General features: G+C 66.7%; 15 protein-coding genes. 8 read left to right on the forward strand and 7 right to left on the reverse strand.

Going from position 1 to position 17,164, the window contains the following annotated elements; all coding sequences use genetic code 11:
* The first annotated feature begins 13 nt into the window (after positions 1-13).
* Together AB4Y73_RS07755 and AB4Y73_RS07760 are read left to right on the forward strand one after the other, a co-directional pair.
* Complete coding sequence (locus AB4Y73_RS07755) at positions 14-1,255, forward strand: MFS transporter (protein ID WP_441870562.1); 1,242 nt, start codon at positions 14-16, stop codon at positions 1,253-1,255.
* A 113-nt stretch (positions 1,256-1,368) separates the two neighbouring features.
* Complete coding sequence (locus tag AB4Y73_RS07760; RefSeq protein ID WP_441870564.1) at positions 1,369-3,225, forward strand: gamma-glutamyltransferase family protein; 1,857 nt, start codon at positions 1,369-1,371, stop codon at positions 3,223-3,225.
* 4 nt (positions 3,226-3,229) lie between these two features.
* On the opposite strand, the gene AB4Y73_RS07765 is transcribed toward AB4Y73_RS07760, so the two are convergent.
* Entirely contained in the window at positions 3,230-3,490 is a 261-nt protein-coding gene (locus AB4Y73_RS07765) for a hypothetical protein (protein WP_441870566.1), read from the reverse strand.
* A gap of 167 nt (positions 3,491-3,657) precedes the next feature.
* On the opposite strand from AB4Y73_RS07765, the gene hrpB reads away from it, so the two are divergent.
* Positions 3,658-6,405 carry an ATP-dependent helicase HrpB gene (gene hrpB / locus AB4Y73_RS07770; RefSeq protein ID WP_441870862.1) on the forward strand — a complete coding sequence of 916 codons (2,748 nt, stop codon included), beginning with the start codon at positions 3,658-3,660 and terminating at the stop codon, positions 6,403-6,405.
* 259 nt (positions 6,406-6,664) lie between these two features.
* Here the strand turns inward: hrpB and AB4Y73_RS07775 are convergent, their stop codons facing one another.
* Positions 6,665-7,342, reverse strand: coding sequence for an alpha/beta hydrolase family protein (locus AB4Y73_RS07775; protein WP_441870568.1), 678 nt, complete (start codon positions 7,340-7,342; stop codon positions 6,665-6,667).
* A gap of 90 nt (positions 7,343-7,432) precedes the next feature.
* On the opposite strand from AB4Y73_RS07775, the gene ligD reads away from it, so the two are divergent.
* The gene (gene ligD / locus AB4Y73_RS07780) at positions 7,433-8,455 is read left to right on the forward strand and encodes a non-homologous end-joining DNA ligase (RefSeq protein WP_441870570.1); all 1,023 of its coding nucleotides are present in this window, start codon (positions 7,433-7,435) and stop codon (positions 8,453-8,455) included.
* Positions 8,456-8,469: 14 nt separating this feature from the next.
* On the opposite strand, the gene AB4Y73_RS07785 is transcribed toward ligD, so the two are convergent.
* A complete protein-coding gene (locus AB4Y73_RS07785; RefSeq protein ID WP_441870572.1) occupies positions 8,470-9,090 on the reverse strand; it encodes an L-threonylcarbamoyladenylate synthase in 621 nt (206 codons plus the stop codon).
* Positions 9,091-9,147: 57 nt separating this feature from the next.
* Here AB4Y73_RS07785 and AB4Y73_RS07790 point away from each other — a divergent pair, with 57 nt between their 5' ends.
* Both AB4Y73_RS07790 and AB4Y73_RS07795 read left to right on the forward strand, forming a co-directional pair.
* Positions 9,148-10,206 carry a hypothetical protein gene (locus tag AB4Y73_RS07790; protein WP_441870574.1) on the forward strand — a complete coding sequence of 353 codons (1,059 nt, stop codon included), beginning with the start codon at positions 9,148-9,150 and terminating at the stop codon, positions 10,204-10,206.
* A 104-nt stretch (positions 10,207-10,310) separates the two neighbouring features.
* Positions 10,311-10,742: a VOC family protein gene (locus AB4Y73_RS07795; protein ID WP_441870576.1), complete on the forward strand. Its 432-nt coding sequence runs from the start codon at positions 10,311-10,313 to the stop codon at positions 10,740-10,742.
* Positions 10,743-10,801: 59 nt separating this feature from the next.
* On the opposite strand, the gene AB4Y73_RS07800 is transcribed toward AB4Y73_RS07795, so the two are convergent.
* The 4 genes from AB4Y73_RS07800 to AB4Y73_RS07815 form a co-directional block, all read right to left on the reverse strand.
* A complete protein-coding gene (locus AB4Y73_RS07800; protein WP_441870578.1) occupies positions 10,802-11,560 on the reverse strand; it encodes a maleylpyruvate isomerase family mycothiol-dependent enzyme in 759 nt (252 codons plus the stop codon).
* A complete protein-coding gene (locus AB4Y73_RS07805) occupies positions 11,560-12,393 on the reverse strand; it encodes a fumarylacetoacetate hydrolase family protein (protein ID WP_441870580.1) in 834 nt (277 codons plus the stop codon). Before AB4Y73_RS07805 ends, AB4Y73_RS07800 begins: the two co-directional genes overlap by 1 nt.
* Entirely contained in the window at positions 12,390-13,523 is a 1,134-nt protein-coding gene (locus AB4Y73_RS07810) for a cupin domain-containing protein (RefSeq protein WP_441870582.1), read from the reverse strand. The genes AB4Y73_RS07805 and AB4Y73_RS07810 overlap by 4 nt, the downstream gene beginning before the upstream one ends.
* A gap of 116 nt (positions 13,524-13,639) precedes the next feature.
* Entirely contained in the window at positions 13,640-14,485 is an 846-nt protein-coding gene (locus AB4Y73_RS07815) for an IclR family transcriptional regulator (protein WP_441870584.1), read from the reverse strand.
* 48 nt (positions 14,486-14,533) lie between these two features.
* Here AB4Y73_RS07815 and AB4Y73_RS07820 point away from each other — a divergent pair, with 48 nt between their 5' ends.
* Complete coding sequence (locus AB4Y73_RS07820; RefSeq protein ID WP_441870586.1) at positions 14,534-15,871, forward strand: MFS transporter; 1,338 nt, start codon at positions 14,534-14,536, stop codon at positions 15,869-15,871.
* The gene (locus AB4Y73_RS07825; RefSeq protein WP_441870588.1) at positions 15,864-17,114 is read left to right on the forward strand and encodes an FAD-dependent oxidoreductase; all 1,251 of its coding nucleotides are present in this window, start codon (positions 15,864-15,866) and stop codon (positions 17,112-17,114) included. The genes AB4Y73_RS07820 and AB4Y73_RS07825 overlap by 8 nt, the downstream gene beginning before the upstream one ends.
* Positions 17,115-17,164 lie beyond the last annotated feature (50 nt).

Raw genomic sequence — 17,164 nt, forward strand, 5'->3', positions numbered from 1 at the left:
CGGGGGCCATGACATGAACGCCGCCGCCCGCAAGATCCAACGCATCTACCTCACCCTGACGTTGGGCAACACGTTGGCGGCCTCATTCATCTGGGGGATCAATACGCTGTTCCTCCTGGACGCCGGGCTCACCAACCTTGAAGCCTTCACGGCCAACGCGTTCTTTACCGCCGGCATGGTGCTGTTCGAAGTACCCACCGGGGTGGTCGCTGACGGCTGGGGGCGCCGGGTGTCGTTCCTCCTCGGCACGGTGACACTGGCGGCATCGACGTACCTCTACTATCTGCTGTGGCAACTCTCCGCGCCGTTCTGGGCGTGGGCGGTGGTTTCGGTGCTGCTGGGCCTGGGCTTTACGTTCTTTTCCGGGGCAGTTGAGGCCTGGCTTGTGGACGCCCTCCATTTCTCGGCATACGAGGGCGACCTGGAGACCGTACTGGGGAGGGGACAGATGGTGTCAGGCGTCGCGATGCTGGTGGGCTCGGCGGCCGGCGGCGTGATTGCCCAGGCCACCAACCTTGGCGTCCCGTTCCTGATCCGCGTCGGGGTGCTCCTGGCAATGTTCGGTGTGGCCTTTCTGCTGATGCATGACGTCGGGTTCACACCGGAACGCTCCGCGCATCCGCTGCAGGCAACCAGGGCAGTGCTGACGGCATCCATCGACGGCGGCCTCAAGAACCCACCCGTCCGGTACATCATGCTCGCAGCGCCCTTCAGCGCCGGCGTCGGCATTTACGTCTTCTACGCGCTGCAGCCCTTCCTCCTTCAACTTTTCGGGGACCCCCGGGCCTACTCCATTGCGGGCCTCGCGGCGGCCATTGTTGCCGGCGCCCAGGTGGTGGGCGGCTGGCTGGCACCGACGGTTCGGCGCCTGGTCCGCAAGAGGACAACTGTGCTGATGGCGACCGCCGCCCTGGGCGGGCTCATCCTCATGGCGTTGGGGTTCACCCGGCTGTTTTGGGTGGCGTTGCTGCTGCTGACCCTGTGGGCACTGGTCACCGCGGCAGCCACCCCAGTTCGGCAGGCCTATCTCAACGACATGATCTCCTCCAAACAGAGGGCCACAGTGCTGAGCTTCGACTCCCTGATGGGATCCAGCGGCGGGATCGTGGTGCAGCCGCTGATGGGCCGCGCGGCGGACGTGTACGGTTACTCGTTGTCGCTGGCCATGAGCGGCGTGATCGAACTGTTCGCGGTGCCGTTCCTGCTGGCAAGCCGCCGGCGGCGCTCGCCGGCCGACACCGCCAGCGGCCACTAGAACACCCATCTAACGCGGGTAGCGGGGCGGCTTGGATTTGGCCTTGAGAGTGGCATTCAGGGGGAGTAGTGTGACGCAAACCACACTTCGCAAAACTCTGACGAGGGAGCATCATGCCTACTTTGCGACGTCAAGTGGCTGCCGTCACGGCAGTTCTGGCTTTGAGTGTGACGGCAGGCGCCGTCAGTACCTCCGCCTTCGCGGACGGTAACCGGAAGACAGACAAGACCGCGACGGCCACCGGATACGGCGGAGCTGTGAGCACTGTAGACCGGGACGCTTCCGCCGCCGCCATCGAGGTTCTTCGCCATGGCGGCAACGCCGCCGACGCCGCAGTGGCCGCAGCCGCCACCCTGGGCGTGACCGAGCCGTACAGTGCCGGCATTGGCGGTGGCGGCTATTTCGTTTTCTACGATGCCAAGTCCGGCGAGGTACAGACCATCGACGGCCGTGAGACGGCTCCGGAAAAAATGCCAGCCGACGCGTTCATCAATCCCGCCACGAAGAAGGCCTACCCCTTCGGCGAACTCGTCTCCAGCGGCGTCTCCGTGGGCGTCCCCGGCTCGCTCGCCACATGGGAAAGGGCCTTGAAACGGTGGGGCACCCTGGACCTCGGTGACGCCCTCCGGCCTGCCATCGACGTGGCCCAGGACGGCTTCGTCGTGGATGACACGTTCCGCCAGCAGACCCTCGACAACAAGGTCCGGTTCTCGGCATATACCCCCACCCGCAGCCTCTTCCTGCCCGGTGGCGACGCTCCCGCCGTCGGAAGCATCTTCCGCAACCCGGACCTCGCGGACACGTACCGACTCATCGCCAGCAAGGGGACTGACGCGTTCTACTCCGGTCCGCTGGCCGAAGAGATGGCGGCCACTGTACAGGCTCCGCCGAAGGACCCCGACTGGGTGCCGCCTGCCGGCGCTGCGGCGGCCAGCATCCCGGCCTTTCCCGGCTACCTGACGACGGCGGATCTCGCCGCCTACACGACGCTTGACCAGGACCCCACGCATGTTGAGTACCGCGGCTACGACGTGTACGGCATGGCGCCTTCCAGTAGCGGCGGCACCACGGTAGGCGAGGCGCTGAACATCCTGGAACCGTTCAACCTGGGCGAAATGTCGACGGCGGGCGCGCTGCACCATTACCTCGAAGCCACCGCGCTGGCTTTCGCGGACCGCGGCAAGTACGTCGGGGATCCGGCGTTTGTTGATGTCCCCACCGGTGCCCTCACCGACCCGCTGTTTGGGAAGGAACGGTCCTGCAATATCAACCCCGCAAAGGCGGCCACTAAGCCTGTTGCGGCAGGGGACGTGTCAAACTACGACGGCGTCTGCACGCTTGCGCCCGCACTGGCGGCCCACGAAACGGACACCGAAAATGTCTCCACCACCAACATGACGGTCGCCGACAAGTGGGGCAACGTGGTGGAATATACCCTCACCATCGAGCAGACGGGTGGTTCGGGCATAGTGGTTCCGGGCCGCGGGTTCCTGCTGAACAACGAGTTGACGGACTTCTCCTACGACTCCACGAATCCTCAGGACCCGAACCGGGTGGAGCCCGGCAAACGCCCGCGGTCCTCGATGTCGCCCACGATTATCCTCGAGGATGAAAAGCCGTTCCTCGCACTCGGGTCGCCCGGCGGATCCACGATCATCACCACTGTCCTGCAGACTATCCTCAACCGGGTGGACCTGGGCATGACCGTCTCCGAGGCCATTGCGGCGCCGCGCGCCTCGCAGCGGAATACCGCCAATGTCACGGCCGAGCCGGGGTTCATCAGCGCCTATGGAAGCCAGCTCACGCCGTACGGTCACAAACTCGTGCCGGCCGGTGACGCATTCACGTCGGCTGCTGAGATTGGCGCCGCCACGGCTATCGAGTTCGACCGGCACGGGCTGATGACTGCCGCCGCCGAACCCGTGCGGCGCGGAGGAGGCTCGGCGATGGTGGTCACGCCGGAACGCTAAAGCGCTACCGGCCCATCCCGGGGCGGACAGCAACGAACTCGATTCCGGCCTGCACTTTCTTCGTCGGCCCGCGCGAAAAGCCCTTGGCATCAAGCTGGTTCTGCGCCCGGTACACCGCCAGAGCCTCATCGTAGATCTCGTTGAGCCTGCTGCCTTTGAATTCTTCCTGTGAGCCGTCACTGAAGGTGACGGTCACGGGGGTGTTGGCCGGAAAATGCCGCTTCATGCGGATGAAGCCGTCGGAGTCCTGCTGGAGGTGGATCAAGGGGGTCCCGCTTTCATGATGGATGACCTCCAGTCTGACGTATGCGCCCGCACCCGCACTCACACGGTTCCGGGGATAGCGGCGACAATATACAGGTGACTTCATCGACCAGCCCCGACGACGCCCTGGCTGACGTCTCCGATCCGGGCACTTTTGGGCTGGGGACTATTGAGCAACGCACTATTGAGCAGGGCTCCTTCGACTTGCGGGCGATCGGGACGGGCCTGGCGTTTGCGGCTTCGCTTGCCGAGCTGGCAGAGGTGCTGCGCGCGGGCGGCCCGGCAGCAACGGCAGTGGTGCAGGCCCCTCCGGGTACGGGTAAAACCACGCTGGTCCCGCCCCTGCTCGCCAACCTGGCATCCAGTCACGGGCCCGCGTCGTCGACCGGTCTCGCGCCTTCCCAGGGGGCCTTGCGGGTGGTGGTCACCCAGCCGCGGCGCGTGGCCGCCCGCGCGGCGGCCCGGCGCCTGGCCGCGCTGGACGGCACACAGGTGGGGGACCGGGTCGGGTACACAGTCCGCGGCGAACGGAAAGCCGGGCCGGGCACCCTGGTGGAGTTCGTCACTCCCGGAATCCTGCTGCGCCGGCTCCTGGCTGATCCCGGGCTGGAGGCCACCGGTGCCGTCATCCTCGACGAGGTGCACGAACGCGGACTCGAGACCGACCTGCTCCTGGGCATGCTCAGCGAGGTCCGCCAGCTCCGCGGGGATCTCACCCTGGTGGCCATGTCCGCCACGGTGGACGCGCCCCGCTTCGCCGCCCTGCTCGGAGGAGCCCCGTTTCCGGGAGCCGCGGTTCCGGGAACAGAGCACGACGGCGGCGGCCCGGCTCCCGTCGTCGACTGCCCGTCAGCCCTGTACCCGCTGGAAGTTCAGTGGGCTCCCGCCGGGATCCCGCGGCTGGACGGCCGGGGCGTGGCGCGCGGGTTCCTGGACCACATAGCGGACACGGCGGCGGACGCGCACGCCGGCGCCCTGTCACGGGATCCCGGCACGGATGCCCTGGTGTTTGTCCCTGGAGCCTGGGAAGTTTCGTACGTTGCGGGCCGGCTCCGCGGCAGGGCTGCCCCCGGGACCGAAGTGCTGGAGCTCCACGGCCAGGTCAGCCCGGCCGAACAGGACCGGGCCGTGTCCGGGCGCCGGAAGAGTGGCCCGGCGCGCATCATCGTGGCCACCGACCTGGCCGAATCCTCCCTGACAGTTCCGGGTGTGCGGCTGGTGGTCGACTCCGGACTGACCCGTGAACCGCGCCGGGACGCCAGCCGTGGCATGTCCGGGCTGGTGACGGTCTCCTGCTCCCGGGCTTCGGCGGAACAGCGGGCCGGCCGTGCCGCGCGGCAGGGGCCGGGGCGCGTAGTGCGTTGTTACGACCAGAAGAGCTACGGTGCTGCACCGGCGCACGTCACCCCCGAAATCAGGGTTGTAGACCTGACGGGCGCCGCGCTGATCCTCGCCTGTTGGGGATCACCCGGTGGCCAAGGGCTGGCACTTCCGGATGCGCCACCGGCGGCTGCCATGGTGGAAGCCATCGAAGTGCTGAGGGAACTTGGCGCCGTTGCCGGTGACGGGCATCCCACCAAACTGGGCAGGACGTTGGCCAGGGTCCCGGCCGATCCCAGGCTCGCCCGTGCGCTACTGGACGGTGCAGTGGCAGTGGGCCATCACGCGGCGGCTGAAGTAGTGGCACTTGTGGCGGGAGACCAGCGGGCCCAGGGGGCGGATCTCACCACCCTTCTCTCCACCCTCCGCGCCGGCAGGGAGCCTTCCGCCCGGCGTTGGGCGGAGGACGTCCGGCGGCTGGAAACCATCGCGCGAAAGGAAAGCGCCGCCGTCGGCCCCTCCTTGATCACCGCTCGGGTGACGTCCGCCGAAGCAGTCGGCGTCGTCGTCGCGCTGGCGTTCCCGGACCGGGTGGCGCGCCGGGTGCCGGGGGAGGGCCCGGCGCGCTACCTGCTGTCCTCCGGTACCCGCGCGGGACTGCCGGCCGGCAGCCCACTGTCCGGGTACGAATGGCTGGCCGTGGCGGAGGTATCGCGGGCCGCGGGCCGTGACGCCGCCGGGACCGGTGCCCTGATTCGCTCCGCAGCTCCGCTGACAGCGGACCTTGCGCGGGCGGCCGCCGGGCACCTGCTTATCGACACCGTCGAGGCGACATTCAGCCAGGGCCGGGTCATGGCCCGGCGCGAGAGGCGGCTCGGAGCCATCAGCCTGTCCTCCACCCCTGTCCGCCCGTCACCCGCAGAGGGACGGGCAGCAGTCGCCCGCGCGCTGTCGGAGCAGGGGCTTGGAACCATCGGCTGGTCGACGGCGGCAGACGCGTTGCGCCGCCGTCTCGCCCTCCTGCACCGTGAACTCGGCGCGCCGTGGCCGGACGTTTCTGAGCGGGCGCTGCTCGCAGCCCTGGACACCTGGCTGGGGCCCGAGCTGGAGAAAATGGCCGGCGGGGCTGCCGTCAGCGGCATTGACCTCACCGACCCGCTGCGCCGGTTGCTGCCCTGGCCGGAGGCAGTCCGCCTGGGCGAGTTGGCCCCGGAGACACTGAAGGTGCCCAGCGGATCGATGGTACGCATCGATTACCCGGACGTGTTGGAGAAGGCGGTGCCCGAGAACACAGGTCCGGGTGCCACCGGAGGACCGGGCGCGGACGACGGCGGCCGTCCGGTCGTGGCGGTCAAGCTGCAGGAATGCTTTGGCTGGGCCGAGACCCCGCGGCTGGTGGACGGCAGGGTGCCGGTCCTGTTCCATTTGTTGTCGCCGGCCAGACGTCCCCTGGCTGTGACTGATGACCTCGCATCCTTCTGGTCCGGGCCCTATTCGCAGGTCCGGGCCGAGATGCGGGGCCGCTATCCCAGGCACCCCTGGCCGGAGGATCCGTGGACGGCACAGGCGACCGCCAGGACCAAGGCCAGGATGTGAGATGTCCGATACGTAGCTGAAACCTTGCGTCGACCCCCTGAAACATCCCGCCGTTAGGCTCGTGGCTACTTGGACACAGTGGTCCAGTCACCATACGAAGGGATGCACCAATGTTGATTTTGAGTAGCCTAAACCTCCTGTTTGATGCTGGACGCCGCGGGCACGCCCAGGGGAGCGGGGAGAACGAATTTCCCACCGGACAGCTGACTTCCACGGCTTGGGAAGGCTGGTGGCACGACGACGCGGCGTGACCCGCGCTTCAGCCGCGTGACCGCATAAAGTCCGCGACCGCCGGCGCCAGGGACGCGCCGATCTCGGCGGCGTCACGTTTCTTTCCCGCCACGGCAAAGGAATGGTCGCCGCCGTCGATCCACTGCAGCACCGCGGACGGGCCGATCCTTGACACCACAGCTTCCAGCAACTCCGGCGTTGCGAAGGTATCGCGGGAACCCTGCAGGAACAACATGGGCAGCGTGAGGCCATAGAAGTGTTCGTCGCGGAGCTTTTCGGGCTTGCCCGGCGGGTGCAGAGGATACCCGAGGTAGATGAGCCCGGCAGCTTCCATTCCCTCCGCGACAGCCATGGAAGCCATCCGCCCTCCGAACGATTTGCCTGCGGCCCAGATCGGACCCGTGTTTTCGTGGGACTGCGCCTGGCGTGCGGCCTCCTCCATGGCAGCGCGCCAGGTGGCGATCGCCGCAGGCGGGCGGTCCGGGAACTTCCGCCCCGCTTCGCGATAGGGGAAGTTGAAGCGCAAGGTGGCAACGCCGTCGTCGTTCAATGCGCGGGTGAACCCGCTCATAAAGGGATGCTCCATTCCCGCGCCGGCCCCGTGCGCCAGCACAAGCGTGGCGAAGGGGCGCTCCGGGCGGGCGTAAAGGGCCGAAACCCGGGCGTCGCCAGCCGTGATGGTCAGTGTGGACTCTGCGACAGTCATTGCTCCATCATGCCGGATCAGCGGCTGCCGGGCGCGCCGGAGCAAAGTGGACGCCTGACCGGGAACGCCGCGGCAGTGTAGGTTGTCCCCATGGCGAGCGAGCAGACCACCATCACTGTCCCCGGACCCAACGGCGAGCGCGAAATGCGCATTTCCAGCCCCAGCAGGGTTTTGTGGCCGGAGTTGGGACTGACCAAGCTTGACCTGGCGCGCTACACGGTTGAGGTGGGGGAGGCGTTCATCGCTGCCAACGGCGACCGGCCCGTGGCCTTGCAGCGCTACTCTGACAACGTCGAGGGTGAGCAGTTCTTCTCAAAGAACCCGCCCAGGGGAACCCCGGATTTCATGCGGTCGGTCAAGGTAACTTTTCCCAGCGCGCGGTCGCATCCCATGCTGGTCCTGGACGAGCCTGCCGCCGCGGTCTGGGCCGTCCAGATGAACACCGTGGTGTTCCATCCGTGGCCCTCGCGTGCGGAGAACGCTGACAACCCGGACCAGCTGCGCATTGACCTTGACCCCCAGCCGGGCACGGACTTCGACGACGCTGTTCCCGCCGCGCTGGCGCTGAAGGAGGTGCTCGCGGAGGCCGGCCTGGAGTGCTTCATCAAGACCTCCGGAAACCGCGGGCTCCACGTCTATTCGCCGATTACGCCCAGGCACGAATTCCTGGATGTCCGGCATGCCGTGATCGCCGCGACCCGGGAACTTGAACGGCGCATGCCTGAGAAGGTCACCACGGCCTGGTGGAAAGAGGAACGCGGCGAGAAGGTGTTCCTGGACTTTAACCAGGCCAACCGCGACCGGACCATCGCCGGCGCGTACAGTCCCCGCGCCCTGGCCCACGCACCCGTGTCCTGCCCCATCACCTGGGACGAACTGGAAAGCATCAGCCCGAAGGACTTCACCATCCTCACCGTCCCGGAACGGCTGAAAACCGTGGGCGATCCCTGGGCAGACATGGACGCGAACCCCGGCAGTATCGACACGCTGCTGGGCTGGTGGGACCGTGACGTGAAGTCCGGGCTGGGTGAGTTGCCCTTCCCGCCCGATTACCCCAAGATGCCGGGCGAGCCGCCCCGCGTGCAGCCCAGCCGGGCCCGCAAACCGGACTAAGGCCGTGGGCCGGCCTATTCGAAGCGGGACGGATCTCCCGCGCCGCGGCGCACCACTTCGGCTACTCCGCTGGAGAAATCCACTACCGTGGTGGGCTCCGACCCGCAGTCGCCTGCATCGATCACGGCGTCCACCTCATGGTCCAGCCGCTCCTTGATCTCCCATCCCTGCGTCAGCGGATCCTCTTCGTCGGGCAGCAGAAGGGTACTGGAGAGGATCGGTTCGCCCAGCTCAGCCAGCAGGGCCTGAACCACACGGTTGTCCGGGATGCGCACGCCTACGGTTTTTTTCTTGGGATGCAGCAGCCTGCGCGGAACTTCCTTGGTGGCCGGCAGGATAAACGTGTAGCTGCCGGGCGTCACGGCCTTGATGCTACGGAACACGTCGTTGCCGATGTTCACGAACTGGCCCATTTGGGCGAAGTCCTTGCAGACCAGGGTGAAATGGTGCTTGGCATCCAGCTTGCGGATGGTTCGGATCCGGTCCAGCGCATCCTTGTTGCCCAACTGGGCGCCCAGCGCGTAGCAGGAGTCCGTGGGGTAGGCGATCAGGCCGCCGTCGAGAAGCATGCGGACAGCCTGCGTGATTGCGCGCGGCTGCGGGTCGTGGGGATGAACATCAAAGTATCGGGCCATGCTCTTGAGCCTACGTCCCGGCACCCGTTGGTGCACTGATGATGCGAGGATGAGTTGATGACGCCTGATGGGGAATCGCTTCTTGAGGGACCGCGGGCACGCAGGCTGTGCCTTGAGCTGGCGATGGAGTTGGACCCTGACATCAGGCTGATGGTCTTCCAGCTGGGATACGACCTTGATTCGGGCCGCGGAAAGTCCCGGGTGCTGTTGACCGCTGCCTCCCCGGACGACGCCGGGACTCCTCCGGCTGCAGCGTCACCGGAGGTGTTGGCTGCCGCCCTCGGGGACCTGGACCCGGCAGGCCTTGATGGTTGGCGCGTGCAGGCTGCTTTGGAGCGCGCCGTAGACGCCGCACGGTATTGGCAGCCGCCCGACGGCGAGGATGTCCTTGCGGGGCTGCCGCTGGTCCGTGTGGCCCTCCGGTCCCTGGCTGACCGGGTTCTGGGTACACAGGGCACGGACTGGTGGGGTGAGTCCCGCGGCGTTGAACAGTGGGCCATCGACTGGCGCTCGGGGGCTGACCCGGCACCGTTGCCGAAGCATCTCTCGTTGGCCGAATGGGGCCGGCGCGAACGTGCTGAGGAGACTCAGGCGGCAAGGGAGCGCCCGAGCGACCCGAACGCCCCGTGGTCCGGATGGTGGTGGTCGGTCCCGCAAGGTATCGCCCGCACCGCGGGACGCATCCCCGCCGCGTTGAGCCTTGTGGAGGATTCCCCGGGGTGGGAGCTTGCTGCCGTGATTCCTGTCCGGGGTACGGGGCGTACGTTGGAGATCCGCACCCCGCAGGACTGGACGTCATTGTGCCGAAGGTTTCCCTTGGAAGTGACGGCGTCGCGTCGCCACGCCTGGTTTAGCGCCACCGGCCGCAATGGCCGCTGGGTGATCCCGGACTGGGAACTGGTGGCTGCTGAGTGGGACGCTGTGCACCTAACGGTCCTTGGCTACCTCAACGGAGCGGGGCGCGCGCTTCCGGTCGGCCCTGGCACGGCGACAGTCATGGCGGGGTGGGATCCGGACAGCACCATCTGGCTCACGGATGTGGTCCGCGAGTGGGAGGGTCCGCGGCAGTCATGGCATCGCGTACCGCAGGACCGCTCCTGGCGCCCGGCACATTAGGCTCCTTTGGGCCGCGCTAAGCACCCCTTCAAAGGTGGCCGGAGTTGCGGCAGGATGGGGATTGTTCCACGACCCTTTCGTCCCGTCTGCAAGGAGTACCGGCCATGCCCACGACCCTCAATCCATACCTTGGTTTCCGCGACAACGCCCGGGAGGCCATGACCTTTTACCACTCCGTCTTCGGCGGCGACCTCGCCCTCAGCACGTTTGGGGACTTCCACGCGAGCGAGGATCCTGCCGAAAAGGACAAGATCATGCACGGCATGCTGACCGCTCCCGGCGGCCTGGTCCTCATGGGGTCTGACACCCCGAACAACATGGATTACACGCCCGGCAGCAACATTTCAGTCTCGCTCAGCGGCGAAGACGAAGCTGAACTGCGCGGCTACTGGGACAAACTCGCCGGCGACGGCGGCACCGTGACGGTACCGCTGGAGCCCGCGCCCTGGGGCGACGTCTTTGGCATGTGCACTGACAAGTTCGGGACCGCTTGGCTGGTCAACGTCAACGGCGCGGCTCCGGCTCCGGCGTCCTAGGCGGTCACAACAAGTTAGGCCCCCTCGGTTGAGGGGGCCTAACTTGTCAAAGCAGGATCCTAGATCCATTTGGGAGCGGCTGGCACTGTGTCCAGGGGTGCCCCGTTCCGGGTGGCGGTGACGCCGTCGGTTCCCCTGCCGGTCGCCCACCGGGTCACTCCGGCAAGCGTGCCGGTGATCACCAGGGGAGCGTCCGGGCCGGCGCTGCCGAATTCAAGCCCGGGTTGCTGGCCGGTGACCCGGACCAGCAGCCCGCTGTCCGTGCCCCGGGTCTTCCACGCTCCCGTGATGTCTTTGAGGAGGCGTTCGAGGACCGGTGCGGGGATATCGGAGAACGTGGCGCCGTTGTCCAGGTCCACGGCGTGGGTCCAGACCTCGCGGGTGCGCATCCAGACTGTTTCCTCGGCCGGGACGATCCGGCCCTGGGCGGTTTTGACCTTGTGGTGCCAGGCGTCTGCTGGCAGGTCACGCCATTCGACGTTCAGGTGCACGGCTGAATGGTCAAAGAGGTGCCGCAGCGCGATTGCCGGAAGGGTGGCCCCGAAATTGATTTCGTGGTCCCGGATCTCGGTGGATGCGTACATGGGTGTTTCCACCCCGGTCGCGGCCCACTCGATGAGCCGGGCGATGGCCCGGGCGTTGTAGCCGATGTGCGCGGTCACGTGGCGGCGGGTCCAGCCCGGCAGCAACGACGGGCCGTCGAGGTCCGCGTCGGAAAGCTCGTTGAGCTTGCGCGCGAAAAACGCGGTCCCGCGCCGGGCCTGCAGCAGCGATTCAAGCAGCTGCGGGTCCGACGTCTGGTCGTGGCGTGCGACCATCAGGACTCCTTGACCACGCGGTTGTTCAGCTGGCCCAGGCCCTCGATGGTGGTGACCAGGAGCTGGCCTTCCTGCAGGTACCGCTTCGGATCCTGGGCGTGGCCCACGCCGCCGGGGGTGCCGGTGGCGATGACGTCCCCCGGGTTCAGGGTGATGATGGTGGAGATGTAGGAGACCAGGAATTCCGGCGTGAAGACCACGTCGTTGGTCGGCGTTGACTGCTGTACTTCACCATCGACGGCGGTGGTCATCAGGCCGCCGCTGAACTCGTCCTTAGTGACCAGGGCGGGGCCGAACGGGGTGGACTTCTCCCAGGTCTTGCCCTGCAGCCACTGGATGGTGCGGAACTGGTAGTCGCGCATGGAGACGTCATTCAGGACGGCGTAGCCGGCGATGTGGTCCGCGGCGTCGGCTTCGGAGATCCGGCGGCCCTTCTTGCCAATCACGACGGCGAGTTCGGATTCCCAGTCCACGGTGTCCGATTCCTGCGGCAGGGCCAGGTCGTCGTTCGGGCCGATGAGGGACTCGGCGTACTTGGCGAACAGGGTGGGGTACTCGGGAACTTCCCGGCCCATTTCCTTGATGTGGTTGCGGTAGTTGTGGCCCACGCAGATGATCTTGCCCGGGACCGGGACCACGGCATCAAGGTCGGCGCCTTCGAGCGGGTGCGTGGTGCCGGAAGCGGCGGCGGCGATGGACTCCCAGGCTGCGTCCTTCAACAGGGCCCCGACGTCGGAGAACCCGTCGATTTCGGTCAGGGTGTCGCCGTCCTGGCGGACAGCCTTCGTGACGGTTTTGTCCCCTTGGGCGAGGCGGAGTGTCAGGAGTTTCATGCGTTCTTGCGTCCTTCGGTGTAGGTGCGGTTAAAGTCCAGCCGTTCAAAGATGGGGGCGTCGCTGAAGCGGAACAGATCAAACTCTGTCTCGGCCTGCAGGGACCATTCAGCCCAGGACGGGACCACAAACAGGTCCCCCGTCTCCAGGGTCCGGGTCTCGCCGTTCAGGACCACACTGCCGGAGCCTTCGAAGACCTGCCAGACGCTGGAGCCGACCTCACGGACCGGCTCGGTGGACGCGCGGGCCCGGAAGCGGTGGAATTCCGCCCGGATGGTGGGCATGACGTCCCCGCCGGTGGTCGGGTTGGTGTAGCGGACGGCCGCGTGGCCCTGGGAGACGGTGGCCGGGTGGCCCTCGTCTTCGAGGAGGAGCTGTTCACGCAGGGCGGCGTCGGTGTACTTCCAGCGGTACGCGGCGATCGGGGAGCTGGTGGTGTCATCCAGGCCCGAGAGCGGACGCAGGCCAGGGTGGGCCCAGAGCCGCTCGGAGCGGGAGATGTCCGGGGTCGCTTCGTCGGTGACGCGCTCGGTGCCGAACTCGAAGAACCCGGCGTCCGCGTAGTGCACGAACGGGATGTCCAGGCCGTCGATCCAGGCCATCGGTTCATCGGTGTCGTTGTGGTGGCCATGGAAGTTCCAGCCCGGGGTCAGCAGGAAATCGCCGCGGGACATCCGGACCGGGTCCCCGTTAACAACGGTCCAGACGCCTTCGCCTTCGACGACGAAACGGAACGCGTTCTGGGAGTGGCGGTGCTCCGGGGCGGTCTCCCGGGCGCCGAGGTACTGGATGGCAGCCCACAGCGTCGGGGTCGCGTACGCGGTACCGGCCAGGCCCGGGTTGGCCAGGGCGATCGCGCGGCGTTCCCCGCCCCGGCCCACCGGCACCAGGTCACCGGCACGGGCAGCCAGGGGGTACAGATCACTCCACCGCCACACATGCGGCACAGCCTTCGGCGACGGGACCATCGGCATCAGATCCGCGATCTGGGTCCAGAGCGGGATCAGGTTCTCCCGGTCAAAATCCTTATACAGCTGTTCGAGCTGCGCCGCCTCTTCAGGCGTCGGCCCAGGGACAGTCTGCCCCGCGGCCACTGATTCATGGGTCGTGTTCTCGGCGCTGATGGACACGTCGGCCTCCTCTAAGGTCAAAACACTATTTGGCGTAGTCAGACTCTACGGATACGCCCGTGTGACCCCCAACATATTCTGCCAGTCAGAATTAGCTCGGGAGACTTGCTTTTCACTCAGTCCTCATCGGCCGGATTAGCGGCAATGTCAATCTCGAGTTGCCGGCAGGTTTCCCGCAGGGCGGGGACTAGTCCGGCGTCGAACACCTTGCGGAAACGCGTGGCGGGAGTGGCAACGCTGAGTGCACCGACCACGTGCCCGTGCCGGTTGTGCAGTGCCATCCCCAGAGCGCTCACGCCATCCTCGGTGCCTTCGAAATTCGCGGCGAAGCCGTTGCTGCGGATGGATTCGAGCTCCCGCAGAAAGGCCGGGTAGTCCTCTGCGGGAATCGTGTCGCCGCCGATTTCCGCGTTGCTGCTGCGGAAGAGTTGCTCAATCATCGGGGGTTCAAGCTCGGCCAGCATGACCTTGCCGCCGGAGGTCTTGTCGGCCGGCATCACCGTTCCCTGCCGGTCGCCAATACGCAGGACATTGTTTCCCTCCACCGTGGCCAGGAAACGCACTTTTGTTCCCACGCGCACCATGAGGTTGACCGTCTCGTTGAGGCGGGCGGAGAGCAGTTCCATGTGCGGCTGCGCGAGCGAGCGGAGCAGCCGGGACCAGCTCAGCCCGGCGGGCCCTACACCCATGGCTGGGCCGGGAACGTAACGGCGGGTTTCGTCCTGAATCGCAAAACCCCTGTAGACCAGCATGGCCAGCAGCCGGTGGGCGGTGGACGGCGCGACGCCCAGCTCATGCGCTGCGTCTTTAAGGCGCAAGGTTCCGCCGTCGCGAAGCAACTGCAACAGCTGCAAAGCATTATCTACTGCCTCGATGGAATACGTGGGGCGCTTCTGAAGGGGCTTCCGGGCAGGCCTCGCCGCAGGATTGGGCGCGGACGGTGAGGTGGGGTTTTTCTGCACATCAGAATTGTATTGTGGTTCACCTTAGGGTGCCATGACAGTAGTGGGATGAATCACACACTTCCCGCTGCAGTGCCGCAACGGCCTTCGCCGGGGGCTTCCGGCCCGCTCGCCGCCGACGGTCCTGTCACGCGGTTCTCCAAAGCTTCGGCCGCGGCCGTCCTCGTTTGTTGGCTTCTGGTGGTCTTCGATGGGTATGACCTCATCGTGTACGGCACCGTCCAGTCCTCCCTGATCTCCGAGACCGGCTGGGGCCTGACCAAGGCCACCGCCGGAACCATCGGATCCATGGCCTTCGTCGGCATGATGATCGGGGCGATCTTCGCCGGCCGCATGGCCGACTCGTGGGGCCGGCGCCGCACCATCCTCGGCTGCGCTGTCGTCTTCTCCGTTTTCACCGTGCTGTGCGCATTCGCTCCGAATGCCGCCATCTTCGGCATCCTCCGGCTCCTGGCCGGTATCGGGCTCGGCGGCCTGGTGCCTTCCGCGAATGCCCTGGTGGCAGAACTGGTCCCGGCTAAATGGCGGTCCATCATCGCCACCCTGATGATGTCGGGTGTCCCGATCGGCGGATCCATCGCCGCTCTCGTGGGGATCCAGCTCATCCCCGCCTTTGGTTGGCAATCCATGTTCCTTGTGGCCATCCTGGCCCTGGTGGTCGTGGTGCCGCTCGGGCTGAAGTACCCTCCGGAGACCCTGGCCCCGGCCAGCGCTGCCGAGAGAGCGGCCCGCAAGGCCGCCGGCAAGGACAAGGCAGACCAGCAGCCCGCCGGCTTCTCGTCCCTGCTCCGCGCCCCCTACCTGGGCATTAGTCTGCTTTTTGCCGTGGCAACGATCGCCACACTGTTTGCCTGGTACGGGTTGGGCACCTGGCTGCCAAACCTCATGCAGCTCGCCGGGTACAACCTGGGTTCTGCGCTGACCTTCGCCCTGGCCCTGAACCTGGGTGCGGTGGCCGGTTCGGTGATCACCGCCTGGGCCGGAACCCGATTCGGGCCGGTACCCACCGCCATCGCCGCAGCCCTCGTTGCCGCCGTCGCGCTGATGGTCCTGGTCACGGGGCCGCCAGTCACGGTCGTGTATCTCATGCTGGTCCTCGCCGGCGTCGGAACTCACGGCACGCAGTGCCTTATTATCGCCGCGGTCGCCAGCCACTATCCCGGACACCTCCGGGGAACAGCTCTCGGCTGGGCACTCGGCACCGGCCGTATCGGTGCCGTCGCAGCTCCCCAAATCGGTGGCCTCCTGCTGGCTGCCGGGCTGGGCGTCAATTCCAACTTCCTGGCCTTCGCCGGTGCAGCCGCCGTCGCCGCGGTCCTGCTGGCCGCCGTCGGCATGAATCTCAAGTCAAAACTCGCAACATCTCAAGGAGCAAACAATGTCTGAGCACGCCACATCCACTGATGTCCTCGTCATCGGAGGAGGAATGGCCGGGCTGGCCGGAGCCCTCGCACTGCGTGAAAACGGCGCCGAGGTGACCCTGGTGGAGCGGGCTCCTGAATTCGGCGAGGTGGGCGCGGGCCTGCAGATGGCCCCCAACGCTTCCCGCGTACTTCAGCGCTGGGGCCTCCTGGAAAAAGCGCTTGAAATCGGTGTCCAGCCCAAGCACCTGGTCTTCCGCGACGCAGTCAGCGGCGAGGAACTCACCCGCCAGACCCTCGGCGCGGAATTCGAGGAGCGCTACGGCGCCCCCTACGTTGTGATCCACCGCAGCGACCTGCACCGTGTCCTGCTCGAGGGCTGTGAAGCTGCGGGCGTCAAGCTTGTCAACGACGTCATGGTCGAAAGTGTTGAAACCGTGAACGGCCGCGGCGTGGCCCACACCGCTGCCGGCGTTGACTACGAAGCTGACGTCGTGATCGGTGCCGACGGCCTCCGCTCCACCCTTCGCCCGCTCGTGGCCAACGATGAGCCCGTCTCCTCGGCCTACGTCGCCTACCGCGGTACCGTGCCGATCACCGAGAACACGCCCAAGGCTGACCTGGAAGATGTCATCGTCTACCTCGGACCGGACTGCCACCTGGTGCAGTACCCGCTGCGCAAGGGTGAGTTGCTGAACACCGTGGCCGTCTTCAAGTCGCCGTCCTTCGAGGCCGGCGTTGAACAGTACGGTGGAGTGGACGAGCTTGAGGCAGCCTACAAGGACTGCGTTCCGGCCGTGCAGGAAGCACTCAAGAACCTGGCTACGGGCATCCGCTGGCCCATGTACGACCGTGACCCCATCGAGAACTGGGTTGCCGGCCGTATGGTCCTGATGGGCGACGCCGCACACCCAATGCTGCAGTACCTCGCCCAGGGCGCCTGCCAGGCCCTCGAAGACGCTGCCGTACTGCAGGACGCCACCAACGGAACTGTCTTCACCGCCGAAGGGGCAAACCCCGGTGCCTGGGACGCTGCCATCAAGGAATTCAACGGCATCCGTGCCGGCCGCACCGCCCGGGTCCAGCGGACCGCGCGCGTCTGGGGCGAGTCCTGGCACGTCTCCGGCCTGGCCCGGACGCTGCGGAACCTGCTGTTCAAGAGCCGCAAGGACGGCGATTTCCAGTACAACGACTGGCTGTACGGCCAGGACCAGCCCGGCACGCCGGAGCGCCGCGAAGCCACCAAGACGGCGGCGCTTTCAGCCTGAGCTGAAGTCCGCTCCAGCCGGGGCCGGACTGACTCCCAGTAGTCCTTGAG

Source organism: Pseudarthrobacter sp. TAF60_1, assembly GCF_052113505.1.
Classification (GTDB): domain Bacteria; phylum Actinomycetota; class Actinomycetes; order Actinomycetales; family Micrococcaceae; genus Arthrobacter.